The sequence below is a fragment of the Streptomyces aurantiogriseus genome, from assembly GCF_014649375.1.
Classification (GTDB): Bacteria; Actinomycetota; Actinomycetes; order Streptomycetales; family Streptomycetaceae; genus Streptomyces; species Streptomyces aurantiogriseus.
Genome location: NZ_BMSX01000021.1, coordinates 22818 through 42308, shown reverse-complemented (window position 1 = coordinate 42308; position 19491 = coordinate 22818). Strand labels below are relative to the sequence as shown.

18 protein-coding genes and 2 pseudogenes are annotated in these 19491 nt (G+C 71.3%); 14 read left to right on the top strand and 6 right to left on the bottom strand.

Features of this window, described 5'->3' with window-relative positions; all coding sequences use genetic code 11:
* Positions 1-29: 29 nt before the first annotated feature.
* Positions 30-866: a cupin domain-containing protein gene (locus tag IE263_RS35345; protein ID WP_189942143.1), complete on the bottom strand. Its 837-nt coding sequence runs from the start codon at positions 864-866 to the stop codon at positions 30-32.
* Between the two features lie 190 nt (positions 867-1056).
* On the bottom strand, positions 1057-1599 hold the full coding sequence (locus IE263_RS35340) for an RNA polymerase sigma factor (protein ID WP_189942142.1): 543 nt from the start codon (positions 1597-1599) through the stop codon (positions 1057-1059).
* 351 nt (positions 1600-1950) lie between these two features.
* Here IE263_RS35340 and IE263_RS35335 point away from each other — a divergent pair, with 351 nt between their 5' ends.
* The 12 genes and pseudogenes from IE263_RS35335 to pstB all read left to right on the top strand — a co-directional run bounded on the left by IE263_RS35335 (position 1951) and on the right by pstB (position 14750).
* Positions 1951-2358 (top strand): GntR family transcriptional regulator, encoded by a 408-nt coding sequence (locus tag IE263_RS35335; protein ID WP_189942141.1) that lies wholly within the window; start codon positions 1951-1953, stop codon positions 2356-2358.
* Positions 2355-3281, top strand: a complete 927-nt coding sequence (locus IE263_RS35330) for an ABC transporter ATP-binding protein (protein ID WP_189942140.1) — start codon at positions 2355-2357, stop codon at positions 3279-3281. Before IE263_RS35335 ends, IE263_RS35330 begins: the two co-directional genes overlap by 4 nt.
* The gene (locus tag IE263_RS35325) at positions 3278-4309 is read left to right on the top strand and encodes an ABC-2 membrane transporter-related protein (RefSeq protein WP_189942139.1); all 1032 of its coding nucleotides are present in this window, start codon (positions 3278-3280) and stop codon (positions 4307-4309) included. The genes IE263_RS35330 and IE263_RS35325 overlap by 4 nt, the downstream gene beginning before the upstream one ends.
* Positions 4306-5301 (top strand): ABC-2 membrane transporter-related protein, encoded by a 996-nt coding sequence (locus IE263_RS35320; RefSeq protein ID WP_189942138.1) that lies wholly within the window; start codon positions 4306-4308, stop codon positions 5299-5301. The genes IE263_RS35325 and IE263_RS35320 overlap by 4 nt, the downstream gene beginning before the upstream one ends.
* 197 nt (positions 5302-5498) lie before the next feature.
* Positions 5499-7856 carry an RNA degradosome polyphosphate kinase gene (locus tag IE263_RS35315; RefSeq protein ID WP_189942137.1) on the top strand — a complete coding sequence of 786 codons (2358 nt, stop codon included), beginning with the start codon at positions 5499-5501 and terminating at the stop codon, positions 7854-7856.
* A pseudogene (locus IE263_RS50360) lies at positions 7837-8421 on the top strand (CHAD domain-containing protein); the annotation flags it as partial. The gene IE263_RS35315 and the pseudogene IE263_RS50360, both read left to right, overlap by 20 nt.
* A 507-nt stretch (positions 8422-8928) precedes the next feature.
* Positions 8929-9660 (top strand): annotated as a pseudogene (locus IE263_RS35305) (CHAD domain-containing protein); the annotation flags it as partial.
* Between the two features lie 232 nt (positions 9661-9892).
* Positions 9893-10315 (top strand): NUDIX hydrolase, encoded by a 423-nt coding sequence (locus IE263_RS35300; RefSeq protein ID WP_189942136.1) that lies wholly within the window; start codon positions 9893-9895, stop codon positions 10313-10315.
* 243 nt (positions 10316-10558) lie between these two features.
* The gene (gene pstS / locus IE263_RS35295) at positions 10559-11689 is read left to right on the top strand and encodes a phosphate ABC transporter substrate-binding protein PstS (RefSeq protein WP_189942135.1); all 1131 of its coding nucleotides are present in this window, start codon (positions 10559-10561) and stop codon (positions 11687-11689) included.
* 134 nt (positions 11690-11823) lie between these two features.
* A complete protein-coding gene (gene pstC, locus IE263_RS35290) occupies positions 11824-12843 on the top strand; it encodes a phosphate ABC transporter permease subunit PstC (protein ID WP_189942134.1) in 1020 nt (339 codons plus the stop codon).
* Complete coding sequence (gene pstA, locus IE263_RS35285) at positions 12840-13901, top strand: phosphate ABC transporter permease PstA (RefSeq protein ID WP_189942133.1); 1062 nt, start codon at positions 12840-12842, stop codon at positions 13899-13901. Before pstC ends, pstA begins: the two co-directional genes overlap by 4 nt.
* A 72-nt stretch (positions 13902-13973) precedes the next feature.
* Positions 13974-14750 carry a phosphate ABC transporter ATP-binding protein PstB gene (gene pstB, locus IE263_RS35280; RefSeq protein WP_189942132.1) on the top strand — a complete coding sequence of 259 codons (777 nt, stop codon included), beginning with the start codon at positions 13974-13976 and terminating at the stop codon, positions 14748-14750.
* 846 nt (positions 14751-15596) lie between these two features.
* Here pstB and IE263_RS35275 read toward each other — a convergent pair.
* Both IE263_RS35275 and IE263_RS35270 read right to left on the bottom strand, forming a co-directional pair.
* A complete protein-coding gene (locus IE263_RS35275; RefSeq protein ID WP_189942131.1) occupies positions 15597-16595 on the bottom strand; it encodes an inorganic phosphate transporter in 999 nt (332 codons plus the stop codon).
* Between the two features lie 7 nt (positions 16596-16602).
* Positions 16603-17223 (bottom strand): DUF47 domain-containing protein, encoded by a 621-nt coding sequence (locus IE263_RS35270; protein ID WP_189942130.1) that lies wholly within the window; start codon positions 17221-17223, stop codon positions 16603-16605.
* A gap of 225 nt (positions 17224-17448) precedes the next feature.
* Between IE263_RS35270 and IE263_RS35265 the strand changes: the two genes are divergently transcribed.
* Entirely contained in the window at positions 17449-17868 is a 420-nt protein-coding gene (locus IE263_RS35265; RefSeq protein WP_308430789.1) for a metal-sensitive transcriptional regulator, read from the top strand.
* 26 nt (positions 17869-17894) lie between these two features.
* Here IE263_RS35265 and IE263_RS35260 read toward each other — a convergent pair whose 3' ends face one another.
* Both IE263_RS35260 and IE263_RS35255 read right to left on the bottom strand, forming a co-directional pair.
* Positions 17895-18065, bottom strand: a complete 171-nt coding sequence (locus tag IE263_RS35260; RefSeq protein ID WP_189942129.1) for a hypothetical protein — start codon at positions 18063-18065, stop codon at positions 17895-17897.
* A gap of 196 nt (positions 18066-18261) precedes the next feature.
* The gene (locus tag IE263_RS35255) at positions 18262-19095 is read right to left on the bottom strand and encodes an SCO4651 family lipoprotein (RefSeq protein ID WP_189942128.1); all 834 of its coding nucleotides are present in this window, start codon (positions 19093-19095) and stop codon (positions 18262-18264) included.
* A gap of 162 nt (positions 19096-19257) precedes the next feature.
* On the opposite strand from IE263_RS35255, the gene IE263_RS35250 reads away from it, so the two are divergent.
* On the top strand, positions 19258-19431 hold the full coding sequence (locus IE263_RS35250) for a hypothetical protein (protein WP_189942127.1): 174 nt from the start codon (positions 19258-19260) through the stop codon (positions 19429-19431).
* Positions 19432-19491 lie beyond the last annotated feature (60 nt).

The following is a 19491-nucleotide window of genomic DNA, read 5'->3' as shown; positions in this document are numbered from 1 at the left end:
CGGTTGGCGGGCGGGGGCGGGAGGCGGTGTCATACGGCGCCTCCGTCCGCGAAGCCGCCCACGGGACGGGCGTCGAAGCGGTCACGGGTCTGGTAGAGCAGCACGGCGGCGAGGGCGGCGACCGCCGCCGAGGCCGACTGGCCGGCCGCCGTGAACGGGGCGAGCGTGCCGTGGGTGTGCGCGTGCGCCACCGCCAGCAGCGTCAGCCAGGCGCCGCCGACCAGGGCGGGCGCGAGGGTCGAGCCCAGCCGGGGGGTCAGTGCGAGGCCGGTCGCGGTGAGGGCGAGCGCGGGCAGCAGCCAGGTCAGGGCCAGCAGCCCGTACCCGGGCAGGGCGAGGGTCGCCAGGCCGTTGAACGCCAGGCCCGCGGTCAGCACCGCGACCGTGCGGATCATCAGCAGCCGGAAGCCGTGCATCGGGGCGACGACGGCCATTTCGTACGTCGGGTCCAGGGCCGGCCCGTAGGAGAGGGCGACTCCGGCGAGCGGGAGCAGCGGGGCGAGGGCGAGGAACAGGACGGGCCGGTCCGCCAGATGGACCGCCAGGACCGTCGTGACCAGCAGGGAGACCACGGCCAGCAGCCAGGAGCGGCGCAGCACCGGAGTCGCCGTCAGCAGCCGCGCGGTGTGGTCGGCCACGCCGAGCCGCACCAGCAGCCGCTCGGACACACCCGGCCGCGGCGCGTCCAGCTCGGCGTCCAGCCGCTCCCAGCCCGCGTCCAGCGCGACCGGGTCGACCGCGCCCGCGAGCCTGTCCCGGCACTGCGCGCATCCCGTGAGATGTGTGTCGGCGGACCACAGCAACGGCGGCGCCAACTCGCCCTGCGCATACGCCCGCAGGTCCTCTTCTGCCACGTGCCACGTCATGCCAGCGCCTCCTTCAGCCGCCCGGCCTCCGCACACACGCGCAGACCCTGTCCGTCGCCGAGCCGCGTCACGCCGGCGCCTCCTGCATCCGCCCCGTCACGCAGGCGCTCTCCGCCGGCACACAGCCGCCCGTGGAACCGGCACCCCTCAACGGCAGGGCCGAACACGCGCCCCTCCCCCACATACCGCCTCATGCCAGCGCCTCCCGCAGTTGCTTGCGGGCGCGTTGGGCCCGCGTCTTGACCGTGCCCGGGGGGATGCCGAGCAGGGCGGCCGCCTCCCGGGTCGTGAGCCCGTCGATGACGGTGGCCTGGAGGACCGCCCGCAGCTCCGGGGAGAGGCGGGTGAGGGCCCCGGCGAGGTCCCCGTGCTCCACCCCCGCGAGCACGCGGTCCTCCGCCGAGGCCTCGTCGCGATGGCGCAGTCGGGCCAGCGCCTGGCGCAGGCGACCGCGCGCGCCGTCACCGCGCACGGCGTCGACCAGCCGTCGCGCGCCGATGCGCCACAGCCAGCCGGCCACGTCGCCCTCCTCGCGGTAGCGGGCGCTGCCCCGCCACACCGCGAGGAACGTCTCCTGGACGACGTCGTCGACTATCCCGGCGTCGGCGCAGCGGCTGCGCATGCGCGCGGTCAGCCACGGCGCGTATCGCCGGTACAGCTCCTCGAAGGCATGACGGTCCCCGTCTGCCGCGATGGCCCGCAGCAGCTCCCCGTCGCTTCTCGTTTCGCTCACATCCCCTCATCGGACGGGCCCAGCCGATCGGTTCACGATTCCGCCCACGATTTTTCTCGAGTCCGAGCCCACTGGCTTGCGCGGCCCCCGACCCATCGGTTCGCCGAGCCCGGCCCCATCGGTTCGCCGAGCCCGGCCCCATCGGTTCGCCAGGTCCTGACCCATCGGTTCGCCAGGTCCGGACCCGATTCGGTTCCCCGAGCCCCAACCCACCGGCCCTCCAGCACCGGTCACCGGTCACCGGTTCCCCGACGCTCGGCCCACCCACTCTCCGGCCTCCGGCCCGCTTGACGTACCCACCCCTCTTCCAACACCCTTTCACTACTCAATTAGTGAAAGGGTGTTGTCGAAGTGGTCGAATACCGCATCGACCGGCACAGCGGCGTGGCCACCTACGTCCAGATCGTCCAGCAGACGAAACAGGCCCTGCGCCTGGGCCTGCTGCGGCCCGGCGACAAGTTGCCCACCGCCCGCGAGGTCGTCGAGGCGACCGCCATCAACCCGAACACCGTGCTGAAGGCCTACCGCGAGCTGGAGCGCGACGGGCTCGTCGAGGCCCGCCGCGGCCTCGGCACCTTCGTACGGCGCGGACTGAGCACCGCCCCGGCCGACTCGCCCCTGCGGGCCGAGCTGGACGGGTGGGCGGTCCGGGCCAGGAAGGCCGGCCTGGACCACGACGACGTGGCCGCGCTCTTCATCGCCGTACTGGACACACATTTCGCCGATCACGACCAGCACTCCCAGGGGGACCCCTCATGACCGACACCGCCATGGCGGCAACCGCCCTCGGCAAGCGCTTCGGCCGGCGATGGGGGTTGCCCCGGTCGGGCGAAGCCGGGACCGGGGGAGGCTGGGCGCTGCGCGACTGCACGTTCCGGCTGCCCGCCGGACGCGTCTGTGCCGTCGTCGGGCCCAACGGAGCGGGCAAGTCCACGCTGCTCGCCCTCGCCGCCGGCCTGCTGGCCCCCTCCGAGGGCAGGGTCACCGTTCTCGGCACGGACCCGGCGTCGGCACGTGCGCGTGTCGGCTACGTCGCCCAGGACAAGCCGCTGTACCCGCAGCTCACGGTCGCCGAGACGCTGCTCGTGGGCGCCGATCTCAACCCGGCCCGCTGGAACGCCGAAGCCGCCGAGCGGATCGTTTCCGCAGGCGATCTGAACCCCAAGGCGAGGATCCGCACGCTCTCCGGCGGTCAGCGCACCCGCGTCGCCCTCGCCCTGGCCCTCGCCAAGCAGCCGGAACTGCTGCTTCTGGACGAGCCGATGGCCGACCTCGACCCGCTGGCCCGGCACGAGCTGATGGGCACCCTGATGTCCCAGGCGGCGCAGCACGGCACCACGATCGTGATGTCCTCGCACGTCGTCGCCGAGCTGGAGGACTCCTGCGACCACCTCCTTCTCGTCGGCGGCGGCCGGGTCCGGCTGGCCGGCGAGATCGACGACCTGCTCGCCGCCCACGCGCGCGTGAGCGCACTGTCGGAGGCCGCGGACCTCGAGCCGCACACGGTCGTCGAGTCCCGTGTCACCGGCCGCCAGCTCACCGCGCTCCTGCGCCCGGCCGGCCGGCTCCCCGACGACTGGCGCCCCACGCGCCCGTCCCTGGAGGAACTCGTCCTCGCCTACCTCCGCAACCCCCAGGCGGCCCCCCTGACCCCCGCGACGTCCGAGGAGTCCGCCGTATGACCGCGCTCGCCACTCCGGTCGCCGCATCAGCCCCGCAGGCCGGTCCCACCCGCCGCCACCTGCGCTGGCTCCTCCGTCTGCACCGCCCCGCCCTCTACGCCTGGGGCGCCCTCGTCGCCGTCCTCGTCCTCGTCCTGCTGGCACTGTGGGGTCCGCTCCTGGACTCGTCCGCCGCGGCCTGGCGGGACTACAACGCCTCCTGTGCCCCGGGAAGCGAACACTGCCGGTACGACCAGAACGCGATCATCCGCTACAGGGACGTGTACACGTACACGACCTTCACCATGAACGCCCTCCCCTTCCTCGTCGCCGCCTGGTCCGGCGCCGCCCTCGTCGGCCGCGAGCTGGAGAACGGCACCGCGCGCCTCGCCTGGACCCTGGGCCTCTCCCCGACCCGCTGGCTGGCCGTCAAGCTCACCGTCCCCGCCGTGCTGATCGCCGCCGGCACGAGCCTGCTGGTGCTGCTGCACCGCCTGGCGTGGGAAGCGAGCCAGGGCCGCGTCGACACCGCGAAGAGCTGGTACGACGACCCGACCCTGCACGCCAACGGCCCCACCGCGGTCGCCCTCGCCCTGGCCGGCCTCGCCGCCGGCGCCCTCGCGGGCCTGCTGATCCGCCGTACACTGCCCGCACTGCTCCTCGGGCTGGGCCTCGCCTTCGGCCTCTACCTCCTGGCCGGCCTGGCCCTGCCCCACCTGTGGCCCACGGTCAGCAACGTCACCGGCCTCGACACCGGCTATGCCTACGAGGGCATCGAGGTCGACTCGGGGCTGGTCACCTCCAGCGGCGCGCACATCGACGACCCCGGCTGCGGCACGACGACGACCGACGGCTGTGCGGAGCTCTACACCAAGCTCGACGCCACCGGCTTCTACGTCGACTACCACCCCGAGTCCCATTACTGGCCCCTGCAGCTCACCACCACCGCGCTCCTCCTAGCCGTCACGGTCGCCGTCACCGCGGCCGCGTTCGTGCTGCTCAGGCGGTCGACGGCCACCTCGCACGGCCGCCGGGAGGCCGCCGTATGACCGCCGTCGTCGCCACCGGCACCCAGGACAGGGGTGCCGCGAGGCCGGTGTCCCGCTGGGGGACCACCCGTACCGTCCTGCGGCTGCACCGCGCCGCCCTCCTCGTGTGGGGGGCCGCCGTACTGGGCCTGACGGGATGGCTGGTGTGGCTCACCGAGGTCACCGCGGACGAGGCGCGCGCGCAGCAGGAGGCCTGTGACCGGGCCACCCAGGACTGGTGCGACCTGACCGTCGGCACCGCCGGCTACAGCGAACCCGTCGGCTGGATCTGCCTGCTGACCGCCCACGCCTTCCTCGCCGTCGCCGCCTTCGCGGGCGGGGCGCTGATCGGCCGCGAGCTGGAGAACGGCACCGTGCACCTGGCCTGGACCCAGGGCGTCTCCCCGGCCCGCTGGCTGACCGCCAAGCTCGCCGTCCCCGCGCTCGGCGTGACCCTCGGCGCCACCGTCCTGGTGCTGGTGTTCCGCTGGGCCTGGGGGCCCAACCGGGACCTGATCGGCACCGAGTGGTGGGAGGGCGACGTCTTCGTGACCCGCGGTCCAGTCATGATCGCGTACGTTCTGTGCGCCCTCGCCGTCGGCGCCCTCACCGCGCTCCTGCTGCGCCGCGCGCTGCCCGCCCTCGGCGTCTCCGTCGCCGTGACCTGGCCGCTCGGCTCCGTCCTGGCACGCCACCGGGACTCCCTGTGGCCCACGGTGACCCGTACGTCGGGCTCCGGAGAGGTCGCCGAGCCCCGCCGCGCCTGGCTGCTGGAGAACGGCGCCCTGGTCCACGGCCGCCCCGCCCCCGACGTCACCTACTGGCAGTGCGAGGGCACGCCCGCCGCGCTGCAGCGCTGCCTGGACGACCTGGGTGTCACCGGCTACTACGCGACCTACCACCCGGAGTCCCATTTCTGGCCCCTCCAGCTGGTGGAGGCCGGAATCGTCCTCGCCGTCGCCGCCCTCGCCACCGCGGCCGCGTTCCGCGTGCTCCGCCAGCGCACGGCCTGAGCACGGGCCCACGCCCTGCGTCCCGTCACCTCGCATCTCCTGCACCTCGTACGTCCCTCCGCCCGCGGAGGGACGTACGATCCGGACACGCCCCCGCGCCCCCGCGAGCGCCCCGTACCCCCGCGAGCCGCCCCCCGATATCCCACACGCCATGTCTCCGTAACCATCGGTTCAGACGAACTTGCGACGCTCGGCCAATGAACCCCGCCGTGCCCGAGCCTTCGCCACCTCCCGAGGGGAAGCACCCCGACGGGATCGCCGCCGTGCTCCCGCCCGCGCTTTCCGACGCGCCCGTAACGCTGACGACGCGGAACAATGGGTTCATGAGCCAGCAAGACACCCAGGAAAAGGTCCAGCACCCGCAGCCCTCCGTGGGCTCCATAGCCGCGCACCGCCCGCACACCGTGGCCGCCGCGGTCTCCGACCTGGAACCCGACCTCGACGCCGACCTCGACGCGTACGAGGAGTCGCTCGTCGACGGGGTACAACTGCCGCAGGGTCGTTTCCTCGACCGGGAGCGCAGCTGGCTCGCGTTCAACGAACGCGTCCTGGAGCTGGCCGAGGACCCGAACACGCCCCTCCTGGAGCGGGCGAACTTCCTCGCGATCTTCGCCAGCAACCTCGACGAGTTCTTCATGGTCCGGGTGGCCGGTCTGAAGCGCCGTATCGCCACCGGGGTCGCCACCCGCTCCGCCTCCGGTCTCCAGCCCCGCGAGGTGCTGGAGATGATCTGGGCCCGCTCCCGCGAGCTGATGGCCCGGCACGCCGCCTGCTACTACGAGGACGTCGCCCCCGCACTCGCGGAGGAGGGCATCCACCTGGTCCGCTGGAGCGAGCTGACGGAGAAGGAGCAGGCCCGTCTCTTCACGCTGTTCCGGCACCAGATCTTCCCGGTCCTGACCCCGCTCGCGGTCGACCCGGCGCACCCCTTCCCGTACATCTCGGGTCTCTCGCTCAACCTCGCGGTCGTCGTCCGCAACCCGGTCAGCGGCCACGAGCACTTCGCGCGCGTCAAGGTGCCGCCGCTGCTGTCCCGCTTCCTGGAGAGCTCCCCGGGCCGCTACGTCCCCGTCGAGGACGTCATCGCCGCCCACCTGGAAGAGCTGTTCCCGGGCATGGAGGTGCTGGGGCACCACGCCTTCCGCCTCACCCGCAACGAGGACCTGGAGGTCGAGGAGGACGACGCCGAGAACCTGCTCCAGGCCCTGGAGAAGGAGCTCATGCGGCGCCGCTTCGGGCCGCCGGTGCGCCTGGAGGTCGAGGAGTCCATCGACCGCAAGGTGCTGGACCTGCTGGTCCGTGAGCTGAAGATCAGCGAGGCGGAGGTCTACCCGCTCCCCGGTCCGCTGGACCTCACGGGCCTCTTCCGCATCCACAGCCTCGACCGGCCCGAACTGAAGTACCCGAAGTTCATCGCCGGTACCCACCGCGACCTCGCCGAGGTCGAGTCCGCGAGCCCGCCGGACATCTTCGGCGCGCTGCGCAACCGGGACGTGCTGCTGCACCACCCGTACGACAGCTTCTCCACCTCCGTCCAGGCGTTCCTGGAGCAGGCGGCCGCCGACCCGGACGTCCTCGCGATCAAGCAGACCCTGTACCGGACCTCTGGCGACTCCCCGATCGTCGACGCGCTCATCGACGCCGCCGAGTCCGGCAAGCAGGTCCTCGTCCTGGTCGAGATCAAGGCCCGCTTCGACGAGCACGCCAACATCAAGTGGGCCCGCAAGCTGGAGGAGGCCGGCTGCCACGTGGTCTACGGCCTCGTCGGCCTGAAGACCCACTGCAAGTTGTCCCTGGTGGTTCGGCAGGAGGGCGAGACGCTCCGGCGTTACTGCCACGTCGGCACCGGCAACTACCACCCGAAGACGGCGCGGCTGTACGAGGACATCGGCCTGCTGACGGCCGACCCGCAGGTCGGCGCGGACCTCTCCGACCTCTTCAACCGGCTCTCCGGCTACTCCCGCCGCGAGACCTACCGCCGGCTGCTGGTCGCCCCCAAGTCCCTGCGCGACGGCCTGGTCTCACGGATCAACAAGGAGGTCCAGCACCACCGTGCCGGACGTCCCGCCTATGTCCGCGTCAAGGTCAACTCGATGGTGGACGAGGCCGTCATCGACGCCCTCTACGGGGCGTCCCAGGCCGGCGTGCCCGTCGACGTCTGGGTGCGCGGCATCTGCGCGGTGCGCCCGGGCGTGCCCGGACTGTCGGAGAACATCAGCGTCCGCTCGATCCTCGGCCGCTTCCTCGAGCACTCCCGTGTGTTCGCCTTCGGCAACGGCGGCGAGCCCGAGGTGTGGATCGGCAGCGCGGACATGATGCACCGCAACCTCGACCGCCGTATCGAGGCCCTGGTCAGGGTCACCGACCCGGCCCACCGCGCAGCCCTGAACCGGCTGCTGGAGACCGGCATGTCGGACACCACCGCCTCCTGGCACCTCGGCCCGGACGGCGAGTGGACCCGGCACGCGACCGACGGGGACGGCCAACCCCTGCGCAACGTCCAGGAGATGCTCATAGACGCCCGGAGGCGCCGGCGTGGCACAGCGACACCATGACCTGACGGACACCGCGGCCGGGCCCGCCGCCCTGCCGGTGACCGGGGAGGCCCTCGCGGCCTACCTCCGGGCGCAGGCCACGGAGTTTCTCCGCGCCCTGCGCCTGCACCGGGAAACGGGCGGAGGTACGCCGAACGGTTCGGCCCACGGCGCCGTGGAGTCCGTCGACGCGGCGCGTGCCCTGCGCCGCTCGGCCCGCCGCATCAGCGGCAGCCTGCACACCTTCCGCCCCCTCCTCGACCCCGACTGGTCGGAGGAGATCCGCCCCGAACTGGCCTGGCTCTCCGGCACCCTCGCCCTCGAACACGCCTGCGAGGCCCGTCTGGAACGCCTCCTCCTGGCTCTGCACCGCCTGTCGGGCGCGACGGCGGTACCGCCCCAGACGGCAGGGGCGGGGGGCGCCACAGGCAAGAACGCCGGTACGACCACAGCCGCGCGCGGCGGCTCCGCGGCGGGCGGCACTTCAGCGAGCACGGCCACCGGCGCCTCGGCGGGCGCCGGGGCCGGTCCCTCCGCGCACACGGGAGCAAGCGCCGCCGCAGCCACGCTCGACGGAGCCGCAACGGGCACGGGCAGCAACACCCCCACCAGCACGCACACCGACGCACCCGCGAACACGGGCGCAAGTACCGCCGCAGCCACGCTCGACGGAGCCGCAACGGGCACGGGCAGCAACACCCCCACCAGCACGCACACCGACGCACCCGCGAACACGGGAGCCGACACCGCCCCAGACGGGCACACCGGCTCCGCACCAGGCGCAGGCAACGGCCACGCCACAGACCCGAGGGCCGATGCTTCCGCCGGCGCTGGAGCCGACACCGCAGCAGTCATGCGCGCCGACTCCACAAACGGCATGGACAGCAGCACCTCCGCGAGCCCGGGCACCGGCGCGTCCGCAGGCGCGGGAGGCGGCACCGCCGCAGGCGCGGGAAGCGGCCACTCCGCAAGCCCGGACGGCGCTAACGCTCCCGCGGGCGCGGGCGCCGCCGCAGGCGGGCGCACCGGCTCCGCCACGCGCCCCCGCACCTCCGCCGCCGCGAGCACCAGCCCCGCCGCGCGCACCAGTGCCTCCGTAGCTGCGGGCGGTCGTGCCACCGGGGCGGCTTCCGTCCCGAAGAAGGCGGCACCGGGCCACGCCGGAGGCCCCGCCCGCCCGGCCACCCCGGACCGCGGCAACCTCACCGTGGGCGCGGCGAAGGCGGGCGCGCTGCTCGACCGCCAGCTCACCCTCGCCCGTACCCGAGCCCACTCGACCGCCCTGCAGGCGCTGGGCTCCTCCCGCTTCCACGCCGTCGCGGACAAGGTCGCCGTACTGGCCAGCGAAGTCCCCCTGACCCCCACCGCCACCACCACCGACCTCCGCCCCCTCGCGGCCGCGGCCGAGGAGCGCCTCACGGACGCCGTGGCCGCACTGCCCCTGGTCACCGCGGGCCACCCGTACAACGCGGAGGCGTTGGTCCACGGCCTGTCCCCGGACCCATCCCCGCACCCGCAGGACGCGCCCTGGCACCAGGTCCGTCTCCTGCTGCGCCTGCACCGCTACGCCCTGGAGGTCCTGTACGGCGGCGACGCCCCGCTCGACGTACGGCTGATCTCCGCCGGGCAGGCCCTCGACCGGCACCGGGACGCCTCGGAGGCGGCGGCCGCCGCGGCCCAGGCAGCCCGTACGCCGCGCATCGCCCCGGCGACGGCGTACGCCCTCGGCGTGCTGCACGCGGACCAGCGGCACGAGGTGGAGGCGGCCCGGTACGCCTTCCAGCGCTCGTGGCTGAAGCAGACCGTCGGCACCGGCACGCCCTAGCGTCGGCCGTCGTACGACCCAACCGCCACAAGGTCCAACCGCCACAAGGTCCAGCCGCCATAAGACCCAGCCGCCACAGTTCCAGCCGCCACAAGGCCCGGCCGTCGGAGGGCCCGACCGCCCCAGGAGAGGCCCCAGCCGTTGCAAGCCCCCACCCGTCGAAAGAACCAGCACGTCGTACGCAGACCAGCAGACCACCAGCCCTCGTAGACGACCCAGGAGGCGGTGACCGGTGAGCTCTTCGAACGACATCCCCGTCCAGGCGGCAGGCTGCGTCCTGTGGCGCCGTTCACCGATGGACGGTGAGCTGGAGCTGTGCCTGGTCCATCGCCCCAAGTACGACGACTGGTCCCACCCGAAGGGCAAGCTGAAGCGCGACGAGGACGCGCGGACCTGCGCGGTGCGCGAGGTGGCGGAGGAGACGGGCTACACCGCCCGCCTGGGCGCACGGCTGCCCACGCTCCGTTACCCCGCGCAGGGCCGCCCCAAGGAGGTCCACTACTGGGCGGCTGAGGCCGTCTCGGGCGCATTCACCTCGAACGACGAGGTGGACCGCATCCTGTGGCTGCCCCCCACGGCCGCCCGCAACCGCCTCACCCAGCCGAGGGACCGCACGTTGGTGGACGCCCTGCTGGCCGCGCTGCACCTGACATAGTCCGGACATAGTCGGCATCGGTCCGGAATCGTGCCGTGTCCTCGATGTAAGCGTTCCGTGACCTAACCGCACCGTCTACAGGGGTTCACCTCTCGTTCATTTGTGCCCGTAGGCGGCTTCACCTCATCTGCCTAATTTCGGCCTTACCCGGTGCGGGGCGCGACCTGATGGACGTATCCGCGCCGACCAGTCTTCGCACGCCGCCGAATTCAGGACGGCGGCTCCTGGAAGGATCTCCCTCAAGTGAAGCTTCAGCGCATGAACCGGCGGGCCCTCACCCTCGGTGCTCTCGCCGTCTCCGGCGCCCTGGCCCTCACGGCGTGCGGCTCCGACGACACCGGTTCGGGCAGCGGCGACAGCACGTCCTCCGCTACCGCCGCGGCCGGCTCCATCAAGTGCGACGACGCCAAGGGCCAGCTCCTCGCCGACGGCTCCTCCGCGCAGAAGAACGCGATCGACGCCTGGGTCAAGAACTTCACGCAGGCCTGCAAGGGCGTCCAGGTCAACTACAAGGGCTCCGGCTCCGGTGCCGGTGTCACCGCGTTCACCCAGGGCCAGGTCGCCTTCGCGGGCTCCGACTCGGCGCTGAAGCCGGAAGAGGTCACCGCCTCCAAGCAGGTCTGCTCCGGCGGCCAGGGCATCGACCTGCCGATGGTCGGCGGCCCGATCGCGATCGCCTACAACCTCTCCGGCGTGGACAACCTGGTCCTCGACGCCCCGACGATCGCCAAGATCTTCGACGGCAAGATCACCAAGTGGAACGACGAGGCCATCAAGAAGCTCAACCCCGAGGCGAAGCTGCCCGACCAGAAGATCCAGCCGTACCACCGCTCGGACGAGTCCGGCACCACGGACAACTTCACCAAGTACCTGATCGCCACCACCCCCGAGAACTGGAAGTACGAGGGTGGCAAGGCCTGGCAGGCCAAGGGCGGCCAGGCCGCGGCCGGCTCCTCCGGTGTCGCCCAGGGCGTGAAGCAGACCCCCGGCTCGATCGGCTACATGGAGCTGTCGTACGCCAAGGACGGCGTGAACACCGTCTCCATCGACACGGGCGCCGCCGCCCCGGTCAAGGCCTCCACCGACGGTGCCACCAAGGCCATCGCGGACGCCAAGGTCGTCGGCACCGGCAGTGACCTCGCGCTGAAGATCAACTACGCGACCAAGGCCGACGGCGCCTACCCGATCACCCTGGTCACGTACGAGATCGTCTGCGACAAGGGCAACAAGGCCGACACCCTGCCCGCCACCAAGGCGTTCCTGCGCTACGTCGCCAGCGAGGAGGGCCAGAACGTCCTCTCGGGCATCGACTACGCGCCGATCCCCGAGGCCATCATCGCCAAGGTCCGCACCACCATCGAGGGCCTGAGCTGATCTGAAGGTGCGGTCCGGCACCGGGGGAACCCGGCCCGGACCGCACCGTCCGGTGCACCGCCGCCAGGGGCCGCCGCACATCCGGCCCCGCCCGAGCCGCCCACCCACGAGCGGCTCCGCAGACCGGAGAACCCATGGACATATCGACGAAGAAGTCACAGAACACAGACGAAGCACCTCCCCCCGCGGCTCCGCCGACCCAGGCCGAGCAGAAGCGCGCCGCCCGAGGCGCCACCCGACCCGGTGACCGGATCTTCCTCGGTCTCTCCCGCGGGTCGGGCATCCTGCTGCTGGTGATCATGGCCGCGATCGCGGTCTTTCTCACCTACCGCGCGACCCTCGCCATCAGCAAGGACGAGGCGAACTTCCTCACCGCCTTCGAGTGGAACACCAACCTGATTCCGCCGAAGTTCGGCATCGCCGTCCTCGCCTTCGGCACGGTGGTCTCCTCGATCATCGCCATGGCCATCGCGGTCCCGATCGCCGTCGCCATCGCCCTGTTCCTCACGCACTACGCCCCGCGCCGCCTCAGCGGCCCCATCGCGTACGTGATCGACCTGCTCGCCGCCGTACCGTCCATCGTGTACGGCCTCTGGGGCGCCCTGATCCTCGTACCGCAGATGGACGGCCTGTTCGGCTGGCTGAACAACTACCTCGGCTGGACCGGGATCTTCTCCTGGGACGAGGGCGCCCCGCGCTCGATGCTCACGGTCGGCGTCCTCCTCGCCATCATGATCCTTCCGATCATCACCAACGTCAGCCGTGAGGTCTTCCGCCAGGTCCCGCAGACGCACGAGGAGGCGGCCCTGGCGCTGGGCGCCACCCGCTGGGAAGTGGTCCGCATGGCGGTCCTGCCCTTCGGCCGCTCCGGCGTGATCTCGGCCTCGATGCTGGGCCTCGGCCGAGCGCTCGGCGAGACGATGGCGGTGGCCACGGTGTTGTCTCCCGACTTCGACATCCACGCCAGCCTCCTGAACCCGGGCGGCGGCACCTTCGCCCAGAACATCGCCAGCAAGTTCAACGAGGCGACGGAGTTCGGCCGCGACGCGCTCATCGCCTCCGGTCTGGTCCTGTTCGTCATCACCCTGCTGGTCAACGGCGCGGCCCGCGCGATCATCGCCCGCCGCAAGGAGTACTCGGGGGCCAACGCATGAGCACCGCAGCCGTCACCGACAAGCGCCCCAGCACCCTGCGCGGCGCCAGCCTGCCCAAGTGGACCCCCTGGGCCATCGCGGCCGGTTCGATCGCCGTCGCCGTCGCCATCGGCCTCGGCACGGGCCTCGACAGCCGCATCCAGTGGGGCCTGATCGCCGGTCTCCTCTTCCTCCTGGCCACGTACGGCGTCGCCGCCCGCGTCGAGGGCCGCCGCCAGGCCAAGGACCGCATCGCCACGGCCCTGGTCTGGGTCGCCTTCGTCCTGGCCGTGATCCCGCTCGCCTCCCTCATCTGGGCGACCGTCGAGCGAGGCGTCAAGGTCCTCGACGTCTACTTCCTGACCCACTCCATGGGCGTCGTCGCCGACTCCGAGCCGGGCGGCGGCATCTACCACGCCATCCTCGGCAGCCTGGAGCAGGTCGGCCTCGCCACCCTGATCGGCGCCCCGATCGGCATCCTGACGGCGATCTACCTGGTGGAGTACGGCCGGGGCAACCTGGCCCGGGCGGTCACCTTCTTCGTGGACGTCATGACAGGCATCCCCTCCATCGTGGCCGGCCTGTTCATCCTCAGCCTCATGCTGATGTTCGACATGCAGCCCTTCGGCTTCGCGGGCTCGCTGGCCCTGGCGATCCTGATGATGCCGGTGGTCGTGCGCTCCACGGAGGAAATGCTCAAGCTCGTCCCGAACGAGCTGCGCGAGGCCTCCCTGGCACTCGGCGTCCCGAAGTGGCGCACAATCCTGAAGATCGTCGTCCCGACGTCGATCGGCGGCATCATCACCGGCGTCATGCTCTCGGTGGCCCGCATCGCCGGCGAAACGGCACCCGTCCTGCTCCTGGTCTTCGGCAACCCGTTCATCAATGCCAACCCCTTCGAGGGTGCGCAGGCATCGCTGCCGCTGTACATCTACCAGCAGTACTCGCAGAGCGCGGGTTCGCAGGCGGCCTACGACCGTGCCTGGGCGGCGTCGCTCACGCTGATCGCCTTCGTGATGATCCTCAACCTGGTGGCCCGCGGCATCGCCCGCTGGAAGGCCCCGAAGACCGGTCGCTGAAGCATCAATCTGCGGCTACCGCCGCGCGGGGCCTGACAGCGACCCCCAGACTCCTGGAAGTGAAGTAGAGACATGGCCAAGCGAATCGACGTAAGCGGACTGACCGCCTACTACGGCTCCCACAAGGCGATCGAGGACATCTCGATGACGGTCGAGCCGCGCTCGGTGACGGCGTTCATCGGCCCGTCCGGCTGCGGCAAGTCGACGTTCCTGCGCACCCTGAACCGCATGCACGAGGTGACCCCCGGCGGCCGCGTCGAGGGCAAGGTACTGCTGGACGACGAAGACCTCTACGGCCACGGCATCGACCCGGTGTCCGTCCGCCGTGAGGTCGGCATGGTCTTCCAGCGCCCGAACCCGTTCCCCACGATGTCGATCTTCGACAACGTGGCGGCGGGCCTGCGGCTGAACGGCAACTTCAAGAAGTCCGAACTGCAGGACATCGTGGAGAAGTCCCTGAAGGGCGCGAACCTCTGGAACGAGGTGAAGGACCGCCTGAACAAGCCGGGTTCCGGCCTGTCGGGCGGCCAGCAGCAGCGTCTGTGCATCGCGCGAGCGATCGCCGTGGAGCCGAAGGTCCTCCTCATGGACGAGCCCTGCTCCGCCCTGGACCCGATCTCGACCCTCGCCATCGAGGACCTGATCGGCGAGCTGAAGGAACGCTTCACGATCGTCATCGTGACGCACAACATGCAGCAGGCGGCCCGCGTCTCCGACCGCACGGCCTTCTTCAACCTCGCGGCAGTGGGCCAGCCCGGCAAGCTCATCGAGATCGACGACACGGAGCGCATCTTCTCCAACCCGTCGGTCCAGGCCACCGAGGACTACATCTCCGGCCGCTTCGGCTGACCCCCATTCCCCTCGCGGTGCTGCATGGCGGTGCCACCGCGAGGACGCAAAAGGGCCCGCCCCCCGGCTCCCGGGGGGCGGGCCCGCGGCGTTCGTGGGGGGCCGGCTGCGCCTTGCCGCCCGGGCGTGGGCGGGCCTACTGCGTTGTGCCGCACGGGGCCAGCGGGCCAACGGCGTTGTGCCGCTCGGGGGGTGAGCGGGCTACGACGCCGGGCGGCTGGGCGTGGGCAGGCCTACGATGCCGGGCCGCCTGAGGGTGGGCGGGCCCACTGCGCCGTGCCGCCCGGGGCAAGCGGACCAACGGCGTTGTGCTGCCGGGGCCCACCCGTAGGCTGCGGCGCCGCAGCGGGCGGACCTACGGCGTTGTGCTCCCGGGGTGGGCGAACCTACGACGCCTGCTGCCCGTGGATGGGCCGAAGGCTCACCGGGGGTGCTGGGGCGAAGCCCCGCCGGGGCCCGGGGCGGGGAGCCCCGTCGGGGTCCGGGGCGAAGCCCCGAGGCGGGGGACTTCCCAGCCAACCGAGACGGGCGGGCCGGTAGGCAAACACCCGGGGCTCAGGGGCGAAGCCCCGCCGGGGTCCGGGGCGGAGCCCCGAGGCGGGGGACTTCCCAGCCAACCGAGACGGGCGGGCCGGTAGGCAAACACCCGGGGCTCAGGGGCGAAGCCCCGCCGGGGCCCGGGGCGGAGCCCCGAGGTGGGGGACTTCTCAGCCAACCGAGACGGGCGGACGGGTGGGCAAACACCCGGGGCGCAGGGGCGAAGCCCCGCCGGGGTCCGGGGCGGAGCCCCGAGGTGGGGGCTTCTCAGCCAAGCGAGACGGGCGGGCGGGTGGGCAAAGCACCCGCCTACAGAAACGCCAGGTTCACGATCCAGAACGCACACGCCGCAACCACCGCCGCCGCCGGCATCGTAATGAACCAGCCAAGAACGATGTTCTTGGCAACCCCCCACCGCACAGCATTGATCCGCTTGGTCGCCCCCACACCCATGATCGCCGACGTGATCACATGCGTCGTGGAGATCGGCGCCTTGAAGAGAAACGCGGTGGTGAACATGATCGACGCCCCGGTCGTCTCCGCCGCGAACCCCTGCGGCGGATCCAACTCAATGATCTTCCGCCCCAACGTCCGCATGATGCGCCAGCCACCCGCATACGTCCCCAGCGACAGCATCACCGCGCAGACGATCTTCACCCACACCGGGATCGGATCCCCGTAGTCCTCCACATCGGCGATGACCAGCGCCATCACCACGATGCCCATGGTTTTCTGCGCGTCCTGAAGACCATGCCCCAGAGCCATACCGGCCGCGGACACGGTCTGCGCGATCCGGAACCCCCGCTTGGCCTTGTGCGGATTGGCCCGCCGGAAGATCCACAGAATCGCGGTCATCACCAGGTACCCGACGACCAGCCCCACCACCGGCGACACGAACATCGGAATGACGATCTTCTCGAGAACGCCATGCCAGTACACGGTCGTCCCACCGGCCAGCGCCGCCCCCACCATGCCACCGAACAAGGCATGCGAAGACGACGACGGCAGCCCGAAGTACCACGTGATGAGGTTCCACGTGATCGCCCCGACCAGCGCCGCGAAGAGGATCCCCATCCCCTTCGACCCCTCGGGCGTCTGGATCAGCCCCTCACTGACGGTCTTGGCGACCCCGGACCCCAGAAAGGCACCGCCGAGGTTCATCACCGCCGCCATCAGCAGCGCGGCCCGAGGCGTCAACGCCCGCGTCGAGACGGACGTGGCGATCGCGTTCGCCGAGTCGTGGAAGCCGTTCGTGTAAGTAAAGAAGAGCGCGACCAGGATGGTCACGACCAGCGCGAAGGTGTCCATGGAGAGGTCAGGACTCCTTGACGGCGATGGTCTCCACCGTGTTCGCCACGTGCTCGAACGCGTCCGCCGCCTCCTCCAGCACATCCACGATCTGCTTGAGCTTCAGCACCTCGATCGCGTCGTACTTCCCGTTGAAGAGGTGGGCGAGCAGCTTCCGGTGAATCTGGTCGGCCTGGTTCTCCAGCCGGTTGACCTCGATCCAGTACTCGGTGAGGTTCTGCATCGTCCGCAGATTCGGCATGGCCTCGGCCGTGAGCTCCGCCGCCCGCGCCAGCACCTCGATCTGCTGCTCGACGCCCTTGGGCAGTTCCTCGACGTTGTAGAGGACCACCAGGTCGACGGCCTCCTCCATGAAGTCCATGATGTCGTCGAGGGACGAGGCCAGGGAGTAGATGTCCTCACGGTCGAACGGCGTGATGAACGAGGAGTTCAACTGGTGGAAGATCGCATGCGTGGCGTCGTCACCGGCGTGTTCCGCGGCCCGCATACGCTCTGCGATCTCGGCCCGGCCGGCGGTGTCCGCCCCGAGCAGTTCCATCAGGAGTTTCGAGCCAGTGACGATGTTGTCCGCGGACGCGGCGAACATGTCATAGAAGCTCGTCTCCCTGGGGGTCAGACGAAAGCGCACGTGGGGTCCTCAAAATGCATCGGTTTCGGTCAGGCTGATGCTAGGCGCATCATCCGGCCACGGCTAATGGGCCGTCCCCCAGTGTCGCCCATGAGGTGCGGCGACCGGCAGCGGGGCCGCGAGGTGGTCCAGTCCACAGACCTCCCCACAGCGGTGGCCACAGGCCCTATACCCGCCAAAGTTCGGTACGATATACCCAGTAGGGGTATATGTCTGGAGGACACGATGACGACCACCGAGGCCGGCGCGGGAGCGCCCTCCGCCGCACCCGAGGCCGTACAGGCAGAAGCCGCACCGGCGGTCACCGCGGAACCGGAAACCGCAAGCGCGGCGGCAACCACAGCCACACCCACAGCCGCGACCGTGCACGGGTACCACAAACAGAAGGACGAACACCTCAAGCGCCTGCGCCGCATCGAGGGCCAGATCCGCGGCCTGCAGCGCATGGTCGACGAGGACACCTACTGCATCGACATACTCACCCAGGTGTCCGCCTCCACCAAGGCCCTGCAGTCCTTCGCGCTGCAACTGCTGGAGGAGCACCTGCGCCACTGCGTCGCCGACGCGGCCCTCAAGGGCGGCGACGAGATCGACGCGAAGGTGGAGGAGGCGACGAAGGCGATCGGCCGCCTGCTGCGAACCTGAACCCCAGCCGGAGACGCACCGGAGCCTCAGCCGGAGGCGTCCCGTTCCTCCCCCACGCGCAGCACCTCGTCGATGCTCTCCAGACTGAGCCGCTCCTCGGCCGCCGAGGCCGCGATGATCAGCTCTCCGCACAGCTCGATCTCGGCGAGGGCCACGTGGTCCTGAACCGCCGTACCGCCGACCGGAGCCACGCGCATCACCTCATCTCTGCCGTCACCGACTTCCTAGAGTAGGGAGCGGCGCACACACCGCGCATGGCACGGACGGGCTAGTCCTCACGCCCGCCCCGTGACCGAATCCGACCGTCGCCTGCCCTGGACGACCCGCTTCATTACCCCCGAACACCACACCCCCGATTCCCCCCTCATCCCTCCTCATCCCTCCCCATCCCCCTCATTCCTCCGCGATCCGCCCGGTGTAGATGTCCCGGTCGGCCGGGAGCCGTACGTCGGCGGGGGCCCCGAAGTCGTACAGCAGCGTCGTCGAGGCGACCGCGACGGCGTCCTTCTGGCGGCCGTTGACGAAGCTGAAGCGGTGGCGGACCTTGCGGATACGGCCCTGCTCGTCGAGGTAGACGTCGAAGGGCACCCGAGCCGTGGCGAACCCTTTCGCCGCCGCGCTCAGCGAACCCCGGCCGCCCTCGGAGGCGTCCTCGGCGGCCGCGGCCAGGTCGGCGGTCCCGCGGTAGTGCCGCACCTCGGTCCCGGCGAGCTCGGTCGTCCCGAGGTACGTCGCCGTCCGCGTCCCGCGCAGCACCTCGGCGGCGGCGTACGGATCCGTCGCCCCGCCGGTGACAAGGTTGCCGTCGGACAGCGTCGCCGTCTCCACCCGGACCCATTTCTCCGCGGGCACCCCGGCGCCACGGTTCTTCATGAAGAGGGCGCCCGGTGCGAGGAGTTCGGTGATGGGCCGGTGTTCGCTGGCCCCGGCCGGATCCTGCGGCAGCACCACCTTCAACCGCCCAAGCTGCCGGCGGAAGTCGTAGACGCCCTCGCCCCGGATGGTCACCCGGGTCCCGCCGGTGGCCATCTCCATCGACGTCCGGGCCTTGGAGCTGCCCGCCTCCAGGAGCGTGTCGGCGGCGCGGCGCAGCGTCTCGACAGGGTCGGCCGCGTGCGCGTCCTCGGCGGCGGCCCCGCTGCCGGAGCATCCGGCGGCACCGGCACAGATCCCGGCCACGAGTCCCGCGAGGACCGCCGTTCCCCACCGCTGCTGCCGATCCGCCATCGCTGTCTACCCCCAGCCGGTACGTCCGTCACGGGCACCACGTCGTTCCGGTCAACGACGGGCAGGCGGGGCGCGTCACGCCTGGCCGAAGGCTTGCGCGCGTGGCCGAAGGCTTGCGCTCGCCATGTGAGCCCTTTACCGGGGGTGGGTAACGTTGTCGACGTGACGCAGCAGGACCGCTCGGCCCCGACCCCCGCCGACGGGGAAGCCCACCGCACCTCGACCGTCGAACGCGGTCCCTTCTGTCTGGCCCGCTGCACCTGCGGCTGGCACGGTCCGGCGCGCCGGGCGAGAAGCCTGGCCAGAGCGGACGCGGCGGACCACGCCCATGACTGAATCCCTCCAGCGCCCTGTGGAACCCGTGGCTGTCCGGTGCCGTCTCGCTCCATGAAGCCG

Coding starts and splice junctions, on each gene's coding strand:
- IE263_RS35315 (WP_189942137.1), top strand. CDS start 5,499: ATGAACCCCGCCGTGCCCGAGCCTTCGCCACCTCCCGAGGGGAAGCAC.
- IE263_RS35265 (WP_308430789.1), top strand. CDS start 17,449: ATGACGACCACCGAGGCCGGCGCGGGAGCGCCCTCCGCCGCACCCGAG.
- IE263_RS35260 (WP_189942129.1), bottom strand. CDS start 18,065: ATGCGCGTGGCTCCGGTCGGCGGTACGGCGGTTCAGGACCACGTGGCC.
- pstC (WP_189942134.1), top strand. CDS start 11,824: ATGGACATATCGACGAAGAAGTCACAGAACACAGACGAAGCACCTCCC.
- IE263_RS35275 (WP_189942131.1), bottom strand. CDS start 16,595: ATGGACACCTTCGCGCTGGTCGTGACCATCCTGGTCGCGCTCTTCTTT.
- IE263_RS35255 (WP_189942128.1), bottom strand. CDS start 19,095: ATGGCGGATCGGCAGCAGCGGTGGGGAACGGCGGTCCTCGCGGGACTC.
- pstB (WP_189942132.1), top strand. CDS start 13,974: ATGGCCAAGCGAATCGACGTAAGCGGACTGACCGCCTACTACGGCTCC.
- pstA (WP_189942133.1), top strand. CDS start 12,840: ATGAGCACCGCAGCCGTCACCGACAAGCGCCCCAGCACCCTGCGCGGC.
- IE263_RS35320 (WP_189942138.1), top strand. CDS start 4,306: ATGACCGCCGTCGTCGCCACCGGCACCCAGGACAGGGGTGCCGCGAGG.
- IE263_RS35325 (WP_189942139.1), top strand. CDS start 3,278: ATGACCGCGCTCGCCACTCCGGTCGCCGCATCAGCCCCGCAGGCCGGT.
- IE263_RS35345 (WP_189942143.1), bottom strand. CDS start 866: ATGACGTGGCACGTGGCAGAAGAGGACCTGCGGGCGTATGCGCAGGGC.
- IE263_RS35330 (WP_189942140.1), top strand. CDS start 2,355: ATGACCGACACCGCCATGGCGGCAACCGCCCTCGGCAAGCGCTTCGGC.